The sequence below is a fragment of the Burkholderiales bacterium genome, from assembly GCA_015075645.1.
Classification (GTDB): Bacteria; Pseudomonadota; Gammaproteobacteria; order Burkholderiales; family Casimicrobiaceae; genus VBCG01.
Map to the genome: position 1 here is coordinate 606,675 of JABTUF010000002.1, position 15,124 is coordinate 621,798.

The following is a 15,124-nucleotide window of genomic DNA, read 5'->3' on the forward strand; positions in this document are numbered from 1 at the left end:
TGCGCGGCGCCGGCGCGCGCCGGCCCCGGTGACGTCAACGGAGGCTCAGAGTTGGAGGCGGCAGTAGAGCGAGCGCGCCGGTGGCGGCGTGACCTTCGCCTCGGGCGGGGGCGCGTCCTGCCCGTCCCGAACCGCGGCGGGCAGCGGCACTTCGATCGCGGTTTCCGGCGCGGGCGCCATCACCGGAAGCGCCGACGCGGGCGTCAACGCCGACTGGCAATGGACCTCGCACAGGTTCGGACTCGTCGCGCCGGCATCGGAGCCCATCGCCAGGTGTTCGGCACAGGGCGATTCGGCGGACGGAGCCGCGGCGATCGCGTCCGCGCGGCTCGCGCAGGCGTAGGCCGCCGCCGCGGACTGGGCGACGACCGTGGCCAGCAGCGCGACGAGCGCGACGAAGCGGCGAATGGGGCGGCGGACGGTCACGGCGCGGATTATGCCCGAACCCGTGCGCCGGCGCCCGAACCGCCCGGACGTCTCACTCCCGCCGCCGATCGTCCACCGTTGGCGCCCCGCCGCGCCCGCCGATCTGCCATGATGGCGCGCCGGCCGCAGGTCCGGCGACCGGCACTCCCGACGAACGCCCGGAGGCGAGGCTTGGGAAACCCGAAATCGAGCGCGACGTCCCCCGTTCCCGGAGATCGGGCCGAGTCGCTGGCCGCGGCGCTCGCGTCCGCGCGCGAGCACCAGGCCGCGATCGCCGAGGTCCTGCATGCGATCTCCGCCTCGCCGACCGAGATCCAGCCGGTGCTCGACGCGGTCGCGAAGCGCGCATCGCTGCTGTGCGACGCGCCGGAGGCCTCGGTCCTGATCCGCGAGGGCGAGGTACTGCGCGTGATGTCGTGCCACTCGCGCGACGGCGTCACCCGGATCCCGGCCGGATACGCGGTTGCGCTCGACCGCACGATGATCACCGGCCGGTCCGTCCTCGACGCCCGCACGGTGCACCACGCGGACATCGTGCCGCTGCTCGACGGCGAGTTCCGCGCGGCGAAGGACAACGCGATCAGGTTCGGCTTCCGCGCGGTACTCTCGGTGCCGCTGATGCGCGAGTCCGTCGCCTACGGCGCGTTGTACGTCTGGCGTCCGTTCCCCGGCCATTTCTCGCCCGACCAGGTCGCGCTGCTGGAGACCTTCGCGCACCAGGCCGCGATCGCGATCGACAACGTCCGCCTGTTCAACCAGACGAAGGAGGCGCTCGACCAGCAGCGCGCGTCCGCCGAGGTGCTCTCGGCGATCTCGAGTTCGATCGCCGACGTGACGCCTGTGTTCGACGTGATCCTCGGCAACTGCCGGCGCCTGCTGGGCGCCCGCAACGTCGGCATGACGTTGCTGCACGACGACGGCCGGCTCCACATCGACGCGCACGTCGGACCCGGCATCGACGAACTGAAGCGCCGCTTCCCGCATCCGGTCGGGCGCGACGTCGCCGCCGGCATCGCGATCCTCGACCGCAGGGTGGTCATGTACCCCGACCTCGACGCGCCGGACGTGCCCCCGGTGCTGCGTGCCGGCCGCGCGTCCCTGGGCGACCGGTCGCTGCTGGCCGCGCCGATGATGCAGGGCGAGAAGGCCATCGGTGCGCTGTGGATCGGGCGCGCGTCGAAGGGCTCTTTCGCCGACAAGGAGGTCGCGCTGCTCAAGACCTTCGCGGGACAGGCGGTGATCGCGCTCAAGAACGCGCGGCTGGTCAACGAGACGCGCGAGGCCCTCGAGCAGCAGCAGGCGTCGTCCGAAGTGCTCGCCACGATCTCGAGTTCGATCGCCGACACCGGCCCGGTGTTCGAGAAGATCCTGTTGAGCTGCCAGAAGCTCTTCGCCGGCCGCGTCGCCCTGATCAACCTGCTCGACGATGCCGGCATGGTGCAGCTCGCGGCCTACCACGGCCCGGCCCGCGACGAACTCGAACGGATCTATCCGTTCCCGGTCGACGACGACTCGTCGACCGGCCGGGTGATCCGCCGGCGCGCCGTGCTGCACTTCCCCGACATCGAGAGCGATCCCGACGTGCCCCCGATCGCGCTGCGCGCCTGGCGGGCGATGGGCTTCCGCGCGGTGATCGTGGCGCCGATGCTGTGGGAGGACCGCGCGATCGGCTCGATCGTCGTCGCCCGCGAGCACGCCGGCGCATACACCGAAAAGGAGATCGCGCTGCTCCGGACCTTCGCCGGCCAGGCCGCGATCGCGATCCAGAACGCGAGGATGGTCGAGGAGATCCGGCGCAAGGGTCGCGAGCTCGAGGTCGCGAGCCAGCACAAGAGCGAGTTCCTCGCCAACATGTCGCACGAGCTGCGCACGCCGCTCAATGCGATCATCGGCTTTTCCGAGGTGCTGCTCGAGCGGATGTTCGGCGAGCTGAACGAGAAGCAGGACGACTACCTCGAGGACATCCACGCCTCGGGCCGGCACCTGCTCTCGCTCATCAACGACATCCTCGATCTGTCGAAGGTCGAGGCCGGGCGGATGGAGCTCGAGCCGTCGACCTTCGACGCGCCGACCGCCATCGACAACGCGATGACGCTCGTGCGCGAGCGCGCGCAGCGGCACGGCATCGCGCTCGTCGCCGACCTCGCGCCCGGCGTCGCGGACGTCACCGCCGACGAGCGCAAGTTCAAGCAGATCCTGCTGAATCTCCTCACCAACGCGGTCAAGTTCACGCCCGACGGCGGGCGGATCGTCGTGGCCGCGCGCCGGATCGACGGCGCGCTCGAGGTCGCCGTGCGCGACACCGGCATCGGGATCGCGAAAGAGGACCAGGCCGCCGTGTTCGAGGAGTTCCGGCAGGTCGGGCGGCACTACACGAACAAGCAGGAGGGCACCGGGCTCGGCCTCGCGCTCACCCGGCGCTTCGTCGAACTGCACGGTGGCGCGATCGTCCTCGAGAGCGAGCCCGGGAAGGGCTCGACCTTCACCTTCACGATTCCCGATCCGCCGCGCGCGGCGGGCTCGGCGGCGCCATGACCACGATCCTGATCGTCGAGGACCACGAGAAGAACATGAAGCTCGTGCGCGACGTGCTGCAGGCGAAGGGCTACGCCACCCTCGAGGCCGTGACCGGCGAGGACGGCGTGCGCCTGGCGGGGGAGCATCGGCCCGCGCTCGTGCTGATGGACATCCAGCTCCCGGGGATCGACGGGTTCGAGGCGCTGCGGCAACTGCGCGCGGACCCGGCGACGGCGGCGATCCCGGTCATCGCGGTGACCGCCTCGGTGATGGACTCGGATCGGCGCCACATCGTCGACGCGGGCTTCGACGGGTACATCGGCAAGCCGCTCGACCTGAAGGCGTTCCTCGCGGCGGTGGCGAAGGCGGTCGGGGGACCGAGCGCGTGACGACGTCCGCCTCCTGGCAGGCTTCGACCATCGCACCGGCCGCGGCCGCACGCGTGCTGGTCGTCGACGACACCCCGCAGAACGTGAAGCTCCTCGCCGACCTGCTCGGCGCGAAGGGCTTCGTCGCGATCACCGCGGCGTCGGGCGAGGAAGGGCTCGCGAAGCTCGCCTCGGAGAAGCCCGATCTCGTCCTGCTCGACGTGATGATGCCGGGGCTGTCGGGCTACGAGGTGTGCCGCCGGATCCGCGCGAACCCGGACACCGCGCTGCTTCCGGTGGTGCTCGTCACCTCGCTCGACCCGCACGAGGAGCGCGTCAAGGGCATCGAGGCCGGCGCCGACGACTTCCTGTCGAAGCCGATACACCAGAGCGAACTCCTCGCGCGCGTGCGCTCGCTCCTGCGCATCAAGGCGCTGCAGGACGAAGTCGCCCGACAGGCGGCGAGCCTGCGCGAGTGGAACGCGGCACTCGAAACGCGCGTGAAGGCGGCGCTCTCCGAGATCGAGCGCCTCGGCCGGCTGCGCCAGTTCTTCTCCGCGCCGGTCGCCGACGCGATCGTGTCCGCGGGCGAGCAGTCGATGCTCGCGCCGCACCGGCGCGAGGTGTGCTGCGCGTTCATCGACCTGCGCGGCTTCACCGCGTTCACCGACGCCGCCGAACCCGAGGAGGTGATCGCGATGCTGGGCGAGTTCCACGCCGCGATGGGCGGTCCGATCGCCGAATTCGGCGGCACCGTGCCGCACTTCACCGGCGACGGCATGCTGATCTTCTTCAACGATCCGATCCCGATGCCGGACATGGGACCGCGCGCCGCCCGCATGGCGCTCGCGATGCAGGCGCGCTTCGCGCCGCTGCGCGACGCATGGCGCAGGCTCGGGCACGAACTCGGTCTCGGCATCGGCATCGCGAGCGGCTATGCGACGCTCGGCGCGATGGGTTACGAGGGGCGCTTCGACTACACGGTGATCGGCGGCGTCGTGAACCTCGCCTCGCGCTTGTGCGCCGAGGCGCGCGGCGGACAGATCCTCGTCGACCGCCGGGCACACGCGGCGCTCGTCGACGATTTCGCGTTCGACGAACTCGAGCCGCTGACGCTGAAGGGGTTCGACAGGCCGGTGCCGGTGTTCCGGTTGACCTCCGCGAAGGACGGCTGACCGCAGGCCCCCGGGCGTCCGCGTGGCCGGGGCGGGACAAGCAGGGTCAGACTCGACCGTTCGCTACCGCAGCGACGCGTTGATGCCGGCGAGCGCCGCAGAACCGGGCACGAGTTCCGCGTCGGAGAGCTGGTTCAACGGCGTGTCGACCGTCTCCTGCGCGTCGTGCAGGTCGGGCGCGTGCTCCGCGACGTAGAGGAGTCCGGTCACGACCACGCCCCTCGCGCGGTGCGATTCGAGGTAGGCCATCGCGGCCACCTTGTCGGAAGGATCGTAGGCGGGGTCGAGCCGCTTCAACCGCATCGTCGAACCGTCGTGCATGACGATCTCGCGCGTCTCGCCGGGCGCCTGCGCGGAGACGATCGGCGCGCGCTCGGGCATGAAGTCGAGGCGGTTGACCGCCTCGTTGTGCTCGCGCACGTAGTCGTAGCTCTTGGTCGAGCCGGCGTGGTTGTTGAACGCGACGCAGGGCGACACCACGTCGATCAGCGCGGCGCCCTTGTGGCGCACCGCCCCCACGATGAGCGGCACGAGCTGCTCCTTGTCGCCGGAGAAGCCGCGCGCGACGTAACTCGCGCCGAGCGTCAGCGCCATCATCACGAGGTCGATCGGCTCGTCGTCGTTCGCCGCGCCGCGCTTGCTGCGGCTGCCCTTGTCCGCGGTCGCGGAGAATTGGCCCTTGGTGAGCCCGTAGACGCCGTTGTTCTCGACGATGTAGGTCATGTCGACGTTGCGGCGCATCAGGTGCGCGAACTGGCCCAGCCCGATCGACGCCGAGTCGCCGTCGCCGGAGACGCCGAGGTAGATCAGGCTGCGGTTCGCGAGGTTGGCGCCGGTCAGGACCGACGGCATGCGCCCGTGTACCGTGTTGAAGCCGTGCGACTGGCCGAGGAAGTAGGTCGGCGTCTTCGACGAGCAGCCGATCCCCGAGAGCTTGGCCACGCGGTGCGGCGGCACCGCCAGGTCGAAGAACGCCTGGATGATCGCCGCGGAGATCGAGTCGTGGCCGCATCCGGCGCACAGCGTGGAGACCGGCCCCTCGTAGTCGCGCCGCGTGAAGCCGAGCGCGTTCACCGGCAGCGACGGGTGGTGGATCTTCGGTTTCGCGAGGTAGGTCATCGGGCGCCAGGGGCCGGAAATCAGGAGTCAGGAACGGCTCAATCCGCAGCGACCGCGGGACGTCCGCGCACGAGTCCGAGCGCGCGGGCCTTCTCGCCGACCTCGCTCTCGATGAAGCGCGCGGTCAGCGGGTTGCCGTCGTAGTGGAGGATCGGGATCAGCTTGTCGGGGGCGATGCCGCACTCGATCATCAGCAGCGCGCGCAGCTGCGCGTCGCGGTTCTGCTCGACGACGAACACGTGGTCGTGCGCGGCGATGAACTCGGCGATCGCATCGGCGAACGGGAACGCGCGGATCCGCATCCGGTCGAGGTGGATCCCCTGCGTCTCGAGGACGGCGAGCGACTCCGCCATCGGGGCGCCGGACGAGCCGTACCAGACGACCGCCGCGCGAGTGGCCTGCGCCGCCTTCTCGATGACGGGCCCGGGCACGAGCGACTTCGCCGTCTCGAACTTGCGCAGCAGCCGCTGCATGTTGTCGACGTAGGCGGCGCCCTCCTCGGTGTAGCGAGCGTAGCGGTCCTTCGAGGTGCCTCGCGTGAAGTACGCGCCGCGCCGCGGGTGCGTCGCCGGGATCGTGCGGTAGGCGATCCCGTCGCCGTCGACGTCGAGGTAGCGGCCGAAATCGCGGCCGGCCTCCAGTTCCTCCGCGGTCATGACCTTGCCGCGGTCGAGCGCGCGCGCGTCGTCCCAGCGGAACGGCTCGGTCAGCCAGTCCTGCATGCCGATGTCGAGGTCGAGCATCACGAACACCGGCGTCTGCAGCCGGTCGGCGAGGTCGAACGCGAGCGCGCCCATGTCGAACGCCTCGGTCGGATCCTCGGGCAGGAGCAGCGGATGCTTGGTGTCGCCGTGCGACGCGTAGGCCGCCGACAGGATGTCCGCCTGCTGCGTCTTGGTCGGCATGCCGGTCGACGGGCTGCCGCGCTGCACGTCGAAGAGCACCGCCGGGATCTCGGCGAAGTAGGCGAGCCCGATGAATTCCTGCATCAGCGAGATGCCGGGCCCCGAGGTCGCGGTGAAGGCGCGGGCGCCGTTCCAGCCCGCGCCCACGACCATGCCGATCGACGCGAGTTCGTCCTCCGCCTGCACGATCGCGTAGCGGTGCTTGCCGGTGGACTGGTCGACGCGGAGCTTCCGGCAGTAGCGCTGGAACGCCTCGGCGAGCGAGGTCGACGGCGTGATCGGGTACCACGCGCACACCATCGCCCCGCCGTAGACCGCGCCCAGCGCCGCGGCGCTGTTGCCGTCGACGAAGATCCGCTCGCCGACGCGGTCGCGCCGTTCGACCTTGAGCCCGAGCGGCGCGAGATGGTCGCGCGACCAGTCGTACCCCAGCCGGAACGCCTTGCGGTTGGCGTCGAGCAGCGGCGCCTTGCCCTTGTACTGCTCGACGAGCATCGCCTCCACGACGTCGGCCTCGATCGAGAGCAGGAACGCGAGGCTCCCGAGGTAGGCGATGTTCTTGAAAAGCTGGCGCTGGCGCGCGTCGGAGAACGTCTCCTGGCACAGCGCGGTGAGCGGCACGCCGATCGAGGTCAGGTCGGCGCGCGTGCGTCCGGCGGCGAGCGGCCGGGTCGCGTCGTAGAGGAGGTAGCCGCCCGACTCGACCTCCGCGACGTCGGCCTTCCAGGTCTCCGGGTTCATCGCGACGGTCAGGTCGACGCCGCCGCGCCGGCCGCGCCAACCCGCCTCGACGACGCGCACCTCGTACCAGGTGGGCATGCCCTGGATGTTCGACGGGAAGATGTTGCGCGCCGCGACCGGCACGCCCATGCGCAGGATCGCCTTGGCGAACAGCCCGTTCGCCGAGGCCGACCCCGAACCGTTGACGTTGGCGAACTTGACGACGAAGTCGTTGACGCGCGCGATCGGTCGCATCGTCACTCCGCCGCCTCGGCCGCGACGTCCGCGCGCGCGCGCTTCGGCAGCCGGATACGCGGCGTGTCGCCGCAGTGGGTCATCTCGATGAACGATTTCTTCATGTCCCAGGCGCCGGTCGGGCAGCGCTCGGCGCACAGGCTGCAGTGCAGGCACAGGTCCTCGTCCTTCACCATCACGCGCCGGCTCGCGAGCGTGTCGGACACGAGCAGGTCCTGGGCGAGGTTCACCGCCGGCGCGCGCAGCCGCGTCCTCAGGTCGGCTTCGTCGCCGTTCCACGTGAACGTGATGCAGTCCATCGGGCAGATGTCGACGCAGGCGTCGCACTCGATGCACAGCTTCTCGGTGAACACCGTCTGCACGTCGCAGTTGAGGCAGCGCTGCGCCTCGGCGAACGCGAGCTTCGGGTCGAAGCCGAGTTCGACCTCCTGCCGGATGTCCTTCAGCGCGATCACCGTGTCCTTGAGCGGCACCCGGTGGCGCTTGTCGCTGGTGATCGCGTTGTCGTAGCTCCACTCGTGGATGCCCATCTTCTGCGAGACGAGCAGGAAGGTGGGCGGCGGGCGCTTCGTGATGTCCTCGCCGCGGCAGTGGCGGTCGATCGAGATCGCCGCGTCGTGCCCGTGCGCGACCGCCCAGATGATGTTCTTCGGGCCGAACGCCGCGTCGCCGCCGAAGAACACGCCCGGGCGCGTCGACGCGAACGTGGTCTTGTCGACCACCGGCATGCCCCAGCGGTCGAACTCGATCCCGAGCCCGCGCTCGATCCACGGGAACGCGTTCTCCTGGCCGACCGCCACCAGCACGTCGTCGCAGTCGAAGCGCACCTCGGGCTCGCCGGTCGGCACGAGTTCGCGCCGGCCGTTCGCGTCGCGGACCGCCTTGACCCGGTCGAACGCGATGCCGACGAGCTTGCCCCGTTCGTGCAGGAACGCCTTCGGCACCAGGAAGTTGTGGATCGGGATGCCCTCGTGCTGCGCGTCCTCCTTCTCCCACGGCGATGCCTTCATCTCGTCGAAGCCGGACCGCACGACCACGTCGACCTTCTCGCCGCCGAGCCGCCGCGCGCTGCGGCAGCAGTCCATCGCGGTGTTGCCGCCGCCCAGCACCACGACGCGCTTGCCGATCGACGTCGTGTGGCCGAACGACACCGACGCGAGCCAGTCGATGCCCACGTGGATGTGGGCCGCCGCCTCCTGGCGTCCGGGGAGGTCGAGGTCGCGACCGCGCGGCGCGCCGCTGCCGACGAAGATCGCGTCGTAGCCCTCGTCGAGGAGGCGCGCCATCGAATCGACCCGCGTGCCGCCGCGGAACTCGACGCCCAGGTCGAGGATGTAGCCGCACTCCTCGTCGATCACGCGGTCGGGCAGGCGGAACTTCGGGATCTGCGTGCGCATCATGCCGCCGGACTTCGGGTCGGCGTCGAACACGACGCAGTGGTAGCCGTGCGGCGCGAGGTCGCGCGCGACGGTGAGCGACGCGGGACCGGCGCCGACCAGGGCGACGCGCTTGCCGTTCTTCCGCTCGGCGGGCTTCGGCAGCCGCGCCCGGATGTCGCTCTTGTAGTCGGCGGCCGTGCGTTTCAACCGGCAGATCGCCACCGGCTCGGGCTTCGCGTGCGCCTTGCGATGCTCGGGCGAGCCCTCCTCGACGCGCACGCGCCGGCACGCGGGCTCGCAGGGCCGGTCGCAGGTGCGCCCGAGGATGCCCGGGAAGACGTTCGACTTCCAGTTGACCAGATAGGCGTCGTCGTAGCGTCCCTGCGCGATCAGCCTGATGTACTCGGGGACGGGCGTGTGCGCGGGGCACGCCCATTGGCAGTCGACGACCTTGTGGAAGTAGTCCGGTTGCGCGATATCCGTCGGTTTCAAGCGTACTCCTCGAACTCGTTCGCGGCGGCCGGGCCCGCGGGCTCGCCGGTGATCCCGGCGAGTGCCTCGGCCGCGGACGCCAGCCTGGCCGCGCGAACGCTGGCCCGAATGCTACGCCGATCCGGACTGGCAGGCATTGTTGCGGCGCAACGTGCTTTCCCGCAGGAGCCCGGGGCAACGGTCATGCCAGTCGTCAGACGCAGGTCCGGAAACCGACGAACATGTCGTGCCGGCCGGGCAGGTAGAAATTGCGCATCCGCGCGTGAACCAGCCGCGAGCGCGTCGCCCACGATCCGCCGCGGATGACCCGGTGGTCGCCGAACCACGGCTGCGAGTAGTCGGCGTAAGGGCCGGGCACGAAGCCGGGGTACGGCTGGAACGGCGACGACGTCCACTCCCATACGTTGCCGAGGAGGTGCGACGCCCCCGTCGCGCCGGCATCGGAGGCGACCGGTCCGGAGTGCCGGGCATCGAGGTTTCGATCCAGCGCCGCACCGGGCGCCGTCACTGCGGCGACCTCCCATTCCGCCTCGGTGGGCAGCCGCCGCCGCGCCCATGCCGCGTACGCTTCGGCCTCCCACGCGTTCACGTGCTGCATCGCCCGCGCGACCGCGAGCGGGCGCCAGCGGTCGAACCAGCGGACCTCGAATCCGTTCGCCCTGCGCCAGTACGCCGGCAAGCTGCGCCTCGCGGCGGCGAGCCAGCGGCGCCCGTCGTCGGACCACAGAGACTCGCGTTCGTAGCCGCCGTCGTCGACGAACGCGGCGAACTCGCCCTCGGTCACGCACGCGCGGGCGATCGCGAACGGTTCGAGCGTCACCTCGTGCACCTCACGCTCGTTGTCGAACACGAAACGCGCGCGTTTCTCGTCCGCGCCGCTGCCGATCGCATGGACGCCTCCAGCCACCTCGAGGTCACCGCCGGTACCCGCGCCCCGGGCCGGCTCGGGCAGCGTCCATTCCGCGGGCGGCGGCAGCGCAAGCGATTGAAGCGTCATCGCGAGCGCCTCGCCGTGCATGTCCTCGTGCAGGAGCGCCAGTTCGAAGAAGTAGCGCGCCGACGCGGCGGCGCGGCCGAGTTCCCCGAGCACCGAGCCGAGCGTCTCGTCCAGGTACCGCAGCGTGCCGCGCCAGTCCGGCAGGTCGAGCGACCAGCGCGCGTCGTGCGGCACCTTCGAGCTGTCGTAGAACGCATCGGCGCCGGGGAGGCACGACGCGCGCGCCGCGCCCGCGGGGTCGCCCGGACGCATCGAGGTGCCGTGGCGCAGGCACCAGTACTCCTGGAACCAGGCGATGTGGCCGAGTTCCCAGCGCGCCGGATTGACCGTCGGCACGCAGGGAAACACCGGGTCGTCGTCGTGCAGGTGCGCGTAGCAGTGCCGCGTATACTGCCGCGCATCGACGAGCGCATTCCGCATGCGTGCGCGCCAATCCGATTCGCTGATCCTCGTCACGCCGTACCTCGCGAGCGCCAACAACGGGAACTGGCGCACCGCCGCCCGCTGGGCGCGAATGCTCGCGCCGCGCCATCGGGTCATTGTACGGCCGCCCGACGCGCCGCTTCCCGACGATGCGGTGGCGCTCGTCGCGCTCCATGCCAGGCGCAGCCGCGACGCCGTCGCGCGCTGGAAAGCGGCGCACCCCGACCGCGCACTCGTCGTCGCGTTGACCGGGACCGACCTGTACCGCGACCTGCCCGCCGGCGACCGCGACGCCGCCGCGTCGGTCGCCGACGCCGATCGACTGATCGTGCTGCAAGGCGAAGCGCTCGCCTCGCTCGGCCCGGGCGAGCGCGCGCGGGCTTCGGTCGTCGTGCAGTCCGCGCGCGCGCTCGTGCCGTACGCCCGCAAGGCGGCCTCGCGCTTCCACGCGGTGCTCGTCGCGCACCTGCGCAGCGAAAAGGATCCGGTCACCGCGCTCGAGGCCTGGCGGAGCCTGCCTCGCGACCTCGCGGCGACGCTCACCATCGTCGGTGCCGCGCTCGAAGCGCCGCTCGCGGTTGCGGTGCGTCGCGCGACGGCGGCCGACCGCCGCGTGCGCTGGCTCGGCGCGCGGCCGCACGGCTGGACGCGCCAGGCGATCCGGCGCGCGCACGCGCTCGTCGTGACCTCGCGGATGGAAGGCGGCGCGAACGTCGTCGTCGAGGCGCTGACCTCGGGCACGCCGGTGATCGGCACGCGCATCCCGGGGAACGTGGGGCTGCTCGGAGCACGGTACGACGCGCTGTTCCCGCCGGGCGACGCCGCGGCGCTCGCCGACATGGTGGTGCGCGCCGCGCGCGACCGGCGCTGGCTCACCGCGCGCGCACGGGAGTGCGCGCGTCGGGGCCGGCGCTTGACGCCGGAGGCGGAAGCACGCTCGCTGGTCGCGGCGATCGACGCCGCGATCGCGTCGAAGCGAGGCGGCTAGAATGAGCGTCCATCGACCTCGTCGGCCCGCGTCGCCATGAATGCCCCGGACACCCTGCCCCTGCGACTCACCGCGTTCAGCCACGGCGGCGGCTGCGGCTGCAAGATCGCGCCCGGCGTCCTGCAGCAGATCCTCGGCAAGTCGGACGCAGGCGCGGGCATCCTCCCTCCGTCGCTCCTCGTCGGCATCGAGACCGCGGACGACGCGGCGGTCTACCGAATCAACGACCGCCAGGCGATCGTCGCCACCACCGACTTCTTCATGCCGATCGTCGACGACCCGTTCGATTTCGGCGCGATCGCGGCGACCAACGCGATCTCCGACGTCTACGCGATGGGAGGGACGCCGCTCTTCGCACTCGCGCTCGTCGGCATGCCGGTCGACAAGCTCCCGGTGGAGACGATCCGGCGCATCCTCGACGGTGGCGAGTCCGTCTGCCGCCGCGCGGGCATCCCGATCGCGGGCGGCCACACGATCGACTCGGTCGAACCGATCTACGGACTGGTCGCCATCGGGCTCGTCGATCCCGCGAACCTCAAGCGCAACGCCGGCGCGAAACCCGGCGACCGCCTCGTGCTCGGCAAGCCGCTCGGCGTCGGCATCTACAGCGCCGCTCTGAAGAAGGGCCGGCTCGACGATGCCGGCTATGCGGCGATGATCGAGACCACGACGAAGCTCAACACTCCGGGCATCGCGCTCGGTGCGATGCCGGGCGTCCACGCGCTCACCGACGTCACCGGGTTCGGGTTCGCCGGACATCTGCTCGAGATCTGCCGCGGCTCCTCGGTCGCCGCCCTGGTGGATGCGGCGAGCCTCCCGATGCTGCCGGGGGCCGCGGCGCTGGCGCGCGAGGGCATCCGCACCGGCGCCTCGGGCCGGAACTGGACCGGTTACGGCGGCGAGGTCGCGATCGAGGCGCCCGACGCGGACGCCTTGCGCACGCTCGTCACCGACCCGCAGACCTCGGGCGGCCTCCTCGTGGCATGCGCGCCCGACGAAGTTCAGGCGGTGATGGACGTGTTCGGACGCGAGGGCTTCGACCGCGCCGCGGTCGTCGGCGAGATCGTGGCCGGCGCGCCACGCGTCGTCTTCCGCTGAAGCGTCGGGCATGCGCATCGTCGTCGCGATCGTCGCGGGCATCGCCATCGTCGCGGCGCTCGCGTGGCAGCACTACCATTCGCGCGACGCGCAGATCGAGCGCGCGTACGAGGCGTGCATGGCGCGGTTCGGCGCCTCGAAATCCGCCACGCCCGCGGCGGATCCCCGCGCCCCGGAAAGCGCGGCCGACGCGCTCGGACAGGCGATGCAGGATCTCGTCCGCGGCGTGACCTCGGGCATGTCGGGCGCCGTCTGCAGCGCGGTGCGCGACGCCTGCCGCGCCGATTTCGACGGCGTGGTCTGCCGCAACGCGATCGCCGGATTCCGCTGATGCCCGAGGGTCCCGAGGTACGCCGCGAGGCGGACGAGCTCGGGCGTGCGCTGGTCGGACGCAATCTCGTGCGCATCGAGTACCGGGTGCCCTCGCTCGCCGCCCGCGCGGCCGGTCTCGCCGGCGCGCGCGTGACGCGGGTGACCTCGCGCGGCAAGACGATGGTGATCGCCTACGACCGCGGGCTCGTCCACCTGTCGCACCACCAGCTCTACGGTCGCTGGCGCATCGCCGACGCCCGGCGGGTCCCCGATTCCGACCGCGCCGTGCGCGTGGTGCTCGCGACCGCGACGCGCATCGCCACGCTCTACAGCGCCACGGCGATCGCGCTCGTCGACGCGGGCGATGTGGACGCGCACCCGCTGGTCGCCCGTCTCGGCCCCGACGTGCTCGACCGCTCGACCACGCCCGCGCTCATCGCCGCGCGCCTGTCGCTTCCGCGGTTCGCGCGCACGACGCTCGGGCACCTGCTGCTCGACCAGTCGTTCGCGGCCGGGCTCGGCAACTACCTGCGCAGCGACATCCTCCATGTCTCCGGGCTTCGCGCGGAGGCGCGCCCCGCGGACCTGGACGGCGATGCGCGGGCGCGGCTCGCGGAGACGATCGTCGCGCTGCCCCGGCGCAGCTACCGGTCGCGCGGCGTCACCGCCGGCGCGGCGCTCGCGCGCACGCTCGACGCCCGCGGTGTTCCCCGGGCCGAGCGACGGTTCCTGGCCTACGACCGCGCAGGCGAGCCGTGCCGGACCTGCGGGTCGGCCATCCGGCGGCGCGAGGTCGCCGGCCGCGGCTGGTTCTACTGCCCGGCCTGCCAGCCGCCGGTGCGCGTGCGGCGGCGCTGACGCGGCGGCCGGCGCGCTCGAAGCGTGAACGCTCAGGCCGCGTGGAACACGGCGAAGTCTCCGTGGGCGTCCTGCCAGCAGCGGATCCGCGTGTATCCCGCCGCCCGGAGCAGCGCCTCGAACTCGGAGGGCGCGTACTTGTACGCGTTCTCGGTGTGGATGCGCTCGCCGGCGGCGAAGGTCCTCGGCGATCCGCCGATCGAAACGACCTGCGGGCTCGTGGCTTCCAGATGCATCTCGATGCGCGAGCGGGCTTCGTCGTGGAGGGCGACGTGCGCCCAGGCCTCGGGGAGGAAATCGCTGCCGATCAGGCGGTTCACGTGGTTGAGGACGTTGCGGTTGAACGCCGCGGTAACGCCGGTCGGATCCGCGTAGGCGCGCACCAGCCGCGCGGCGGACTTCTTCGTGTCGACGCCGATCAGAAGCCCGCTCCCCGGACGCGTGACGCAGTGCATACGGACGCGCTCGAGGAGTTCGCGCGCGTCGTCGGGCGTGAAGTTGCCGATCGACGACCCCGGATAGAAGAACGTGGCCGGACGCGGGTCGAGATCCGCCTCGAGGTCGAGGCCTTCGGTGAAATCGACGACGACGCCGCGGACGTCGAGCGCCGGAAACGCGTCCGCGACCCGGCGGAGCGAGTCCGCGAGCTGATCCTCGGCGACATCGACCGCGATGTAGCGCGCGGGCGAGGCGAACGGGAACCAGTCCTGCGCCTTGCGGCAATCGCCTGCCCCGAGGTCGACCCACTGGCCCCCGGATCCGATGGCGCCGGTGATGGCCGCGCGGTGCTCGACGAAGATCGCGCGCTCGGTGCGCGGCGGATAGTACTCGGGCAGTTCGCAGATCGCGCCGTAGAGCGCGCAGCCCAGGCGATCGTAGAAGTACCGGGGCGCGATCGCGGCCGGGTCACGGCGCAGGCCCGCGACGAGCGCGTGCCGCTCGCGTTCCGGGTCGGCGTCGAGCCGCTTCGCGATGCCTCCGTACGTCACGTTCGCTCGCGTTCCGTTCTCGGTGGCGCTCGCGCGCGGGTCGCGTGGGCCGCTCGCCGGCAGGCGAGTCTGCGCCCGGAGGCGCCCGGACGTCAAAGCACGA

The 15,124-nt window shown here is 71.6% G+C and carries 13 protein-coding genes; 7 read left to right on the plus strand and 6 right to left on the minus strand.

Features of this window, described 5'->3' with window-relative positions:
- Positions 1–45 precede the first annotated feature (45 nt).
- The gene (locus HS109_06255; GenBank protein MBE7521971.1) at positions 46–426 is read right to left on the minus strand and encodes a hypothetical protein; all 381 of its coding nucleotides are present in this window, start codon (positions 424–426) and stop codon (positions 46–48) included.
- 171 nt (positions 427–597) lie between these two features.
- Here HS109_06255 and HS109_06260 point away from each other — a divergent pair, with 171 nt between their 5' ends.
- From HS109_06260 to HS109_06270, 3 genes are read left to right on the plus strand one after another with little or no spacing between them, the layout of a single operon-like run.
- Positions 598–2,961, plus strand: a complete 2,364-nt coding sequence (locus HS109_06260) for a GAF domain-containing protein (GenBank protein MBE7521972.1) — start codon at positions 598–600, stop codon at positions 2,959–2,961.
- Positions 2,958–3,332: a response regulator gene (locus HS109_06265; protein MBE7521973.1), complete on the plus strand. Its 375-nt coding sequence runs from the start codon at positions 2,958–2,960 to the stop codon at positions 3,330–3,332. Before HS109_06260 ends, HS109_06265 begins: the two co-directional genes overlap by 4 nt.
- 29 nt (positions 3,333–3,361) lie before the next feature.
- Complete coding sequence (locus HS109_06270) at positions 3,362–4,486, plus strand: response regulator (protein ID MBE7521974.1); 1,125 nt, start codon at positions 3,362–3,364, stop codon at positions 4,484–4,486.
- A gap of 63 nt (positions 4,487–4,549) precedes the next feature.
- Here the strand turns inward: HS109_06270 and HS109_06275 are convergent, their stop codons facing one another.
- From HS109_06275 to egtB, 4 genes are all read right to left on the minus strand, one after another.
- On the minus strand, positions 4,550–5,605 hold the full coding sequence (locus HS109_06275; GenBank protein MBE7521975.1) for a 2-oxoacid:ferredoxin oxidoreductase subunit beta: 1,056 nt from the start codon (positions 5,603–5,605) through the stop codon (positions 4,550–4,552).
- Between the two features lie 38 nt (positions 5,606–5,643).
- Entirely contained in the window at positions 5,644–7,485 is a 1,842-nt protein-coding gene (locus HS109_06280) for a 2-oxoacid:acceptor oxidoreductase subunit alpha (GenBank protein ID MBE7521976.1), read from the minus strand.
- Between the two features lie 2 nt (positions 7,486–7,487).
- The gene (locus tag HS109_06285; protein MBE7521977.1) at positions 7,488–9,356 is read right to left on the minus strand and encodes an FAD-dependent oxidoreductase; all 1,869 of its coding nucleotides are present in this window, start codon (positions 9,354–9,356) and stop codon (positions 7,488–7,490) included.
- Between the two features lie 193 nt (positions 9,357–9,549).
- The gene (egtB, locus tag HS109_06290; protein ID MBE7521978.1) at positions 9,550–10,773 is read right to left on the minus strand and encodes an ergothioneine biosynthesis protein EgtB; all 1,224 of its coding nucleotides are present in this window, start codon (positions 10,771–10,773) and stop codon (positions 9,550–9,552) included.
- Here egtB and HS109_06295 point away from each other — a divergent pair.
- Genes HS109_06295 through nei form a run of 4 tightly spaced genes read left to right on the plus strand, consistent with a single transcriptional unit; the run spans position 10,772 to position 14,032 of the window.
- Positions 10,772–11,764, plus strand: a complete 993-nt coding sequence (locus tag HS109_06295) for a TIGR04348 family glycosyltransferase (GenBank protein MBE7521979.1) — start codon at positions 10,772–10,774, stop codon at positions 11,762–11,764. The two genes, egtB and HS109_06295, sit on opposite strands and share 2 nt — an antisense overlap.
- Positions 11,765–11,800: 36 nt before the next feature.
- A complete protein-coding gene (selD, locus tag HS109_06300) occupies positions 11,801–12,862 on the plus strand; it encodes a selenide, water dikinase SelD (GenBank protein MBE7521980.1) in 1,062 nt (353 codons plus the stop codon).
- 10 nt (positions 12,863–12,872) lie between these two features.
- Positions 12,873–13,193, plus strand: a complete 321-nt coding sequence (locus tag HS109_06305) for a hypothetical protein (protein MBE7521981.1) — start codon at positions 12,873–12,875, stop codon at positions 13,191–13,193.
- Positions 13,193–14,032, plus strand: coding sequence for an endonuclease VIII (nei, locus tag HS109_06310; GenBank protein MBE7521982.1), 840 nt, complete (start codon positions 13,193–13,195; stop codon positions 14,030–14,032). The genes HS109_06305 and nei overlap by 1 nt, the downstream gene beginning before the upstream one ends.
- Positions 14,033–14,064: 32 nt before the next feature.
- Here nei and egtD read toward each other — a convergent pair whose 3' ends face one another.
- Positions 14,065–15,021, minus strand: coding sequence for an L-histidine N(alpha)-methyltransferase (gene egtD, locus HS109_06315; GenBank protein ID MBE7521983.1), 957 nt, complete (start codon positions 15,019–15,021; stop codon positions 14,065–14,067).
- Positions 15,022–15,124: the final 103 nt, after the last annotated feature.

Coding starts and splice junctions, on each gene's coding strand:
- HS109_06265 (MBE7521973.1), top strand. CDS start 2,958: ATGACCACGATCCTGATCGTCGAGGACCACGAGAAGAACATGAAGCTC.
- HS109_06275 (MBE7521975.1), bottom strand. CDS start 5,605: ATGACCTACCTCGCGAAACCGAAGATCCACCACCCGTCGCTGCCGGTG.
- HS109_06280 (MBE7521976.1), bottom strand. CDS start 7,485: ATGCGACCGATCGCGCGCGTCAACGACTTCGTCGTCAAGTTCGCCAAC.
- HS109_06295 (MBE7521979.1), top strand. CDS start 10,772: ATGCGTGCGCGCCAATCCGATTCGCTGATCCTCGTCACGCCGTACCTC.
- egtB (MBE7521978.1), bottom strand. CDS start 10,773: ATGCGGAATGCGCTCGTCGATGCGCGGCAGTATACGCGGCACTGCTAC.
- selD (MBE7521980.1), top strand. CDS start 11,801: ATGAATGCCCCGGACACCCTGCCCCTGCGACTCACCGCGTTCAGCCAC.
- HS109_06305 (MBE7521981.1), top strand. CDS start 12,873: ATGCGCATCGTCGTCGCGATCGTCGCGGGCATCGCCATCGTCGCGGCG.
- nei (MBE7521982.1), top strand. CDS start 13,193: ATGCCCGAGGGTCCCGAGGTACGCCGCGAGGCGGACGAGCTCGGGCGT.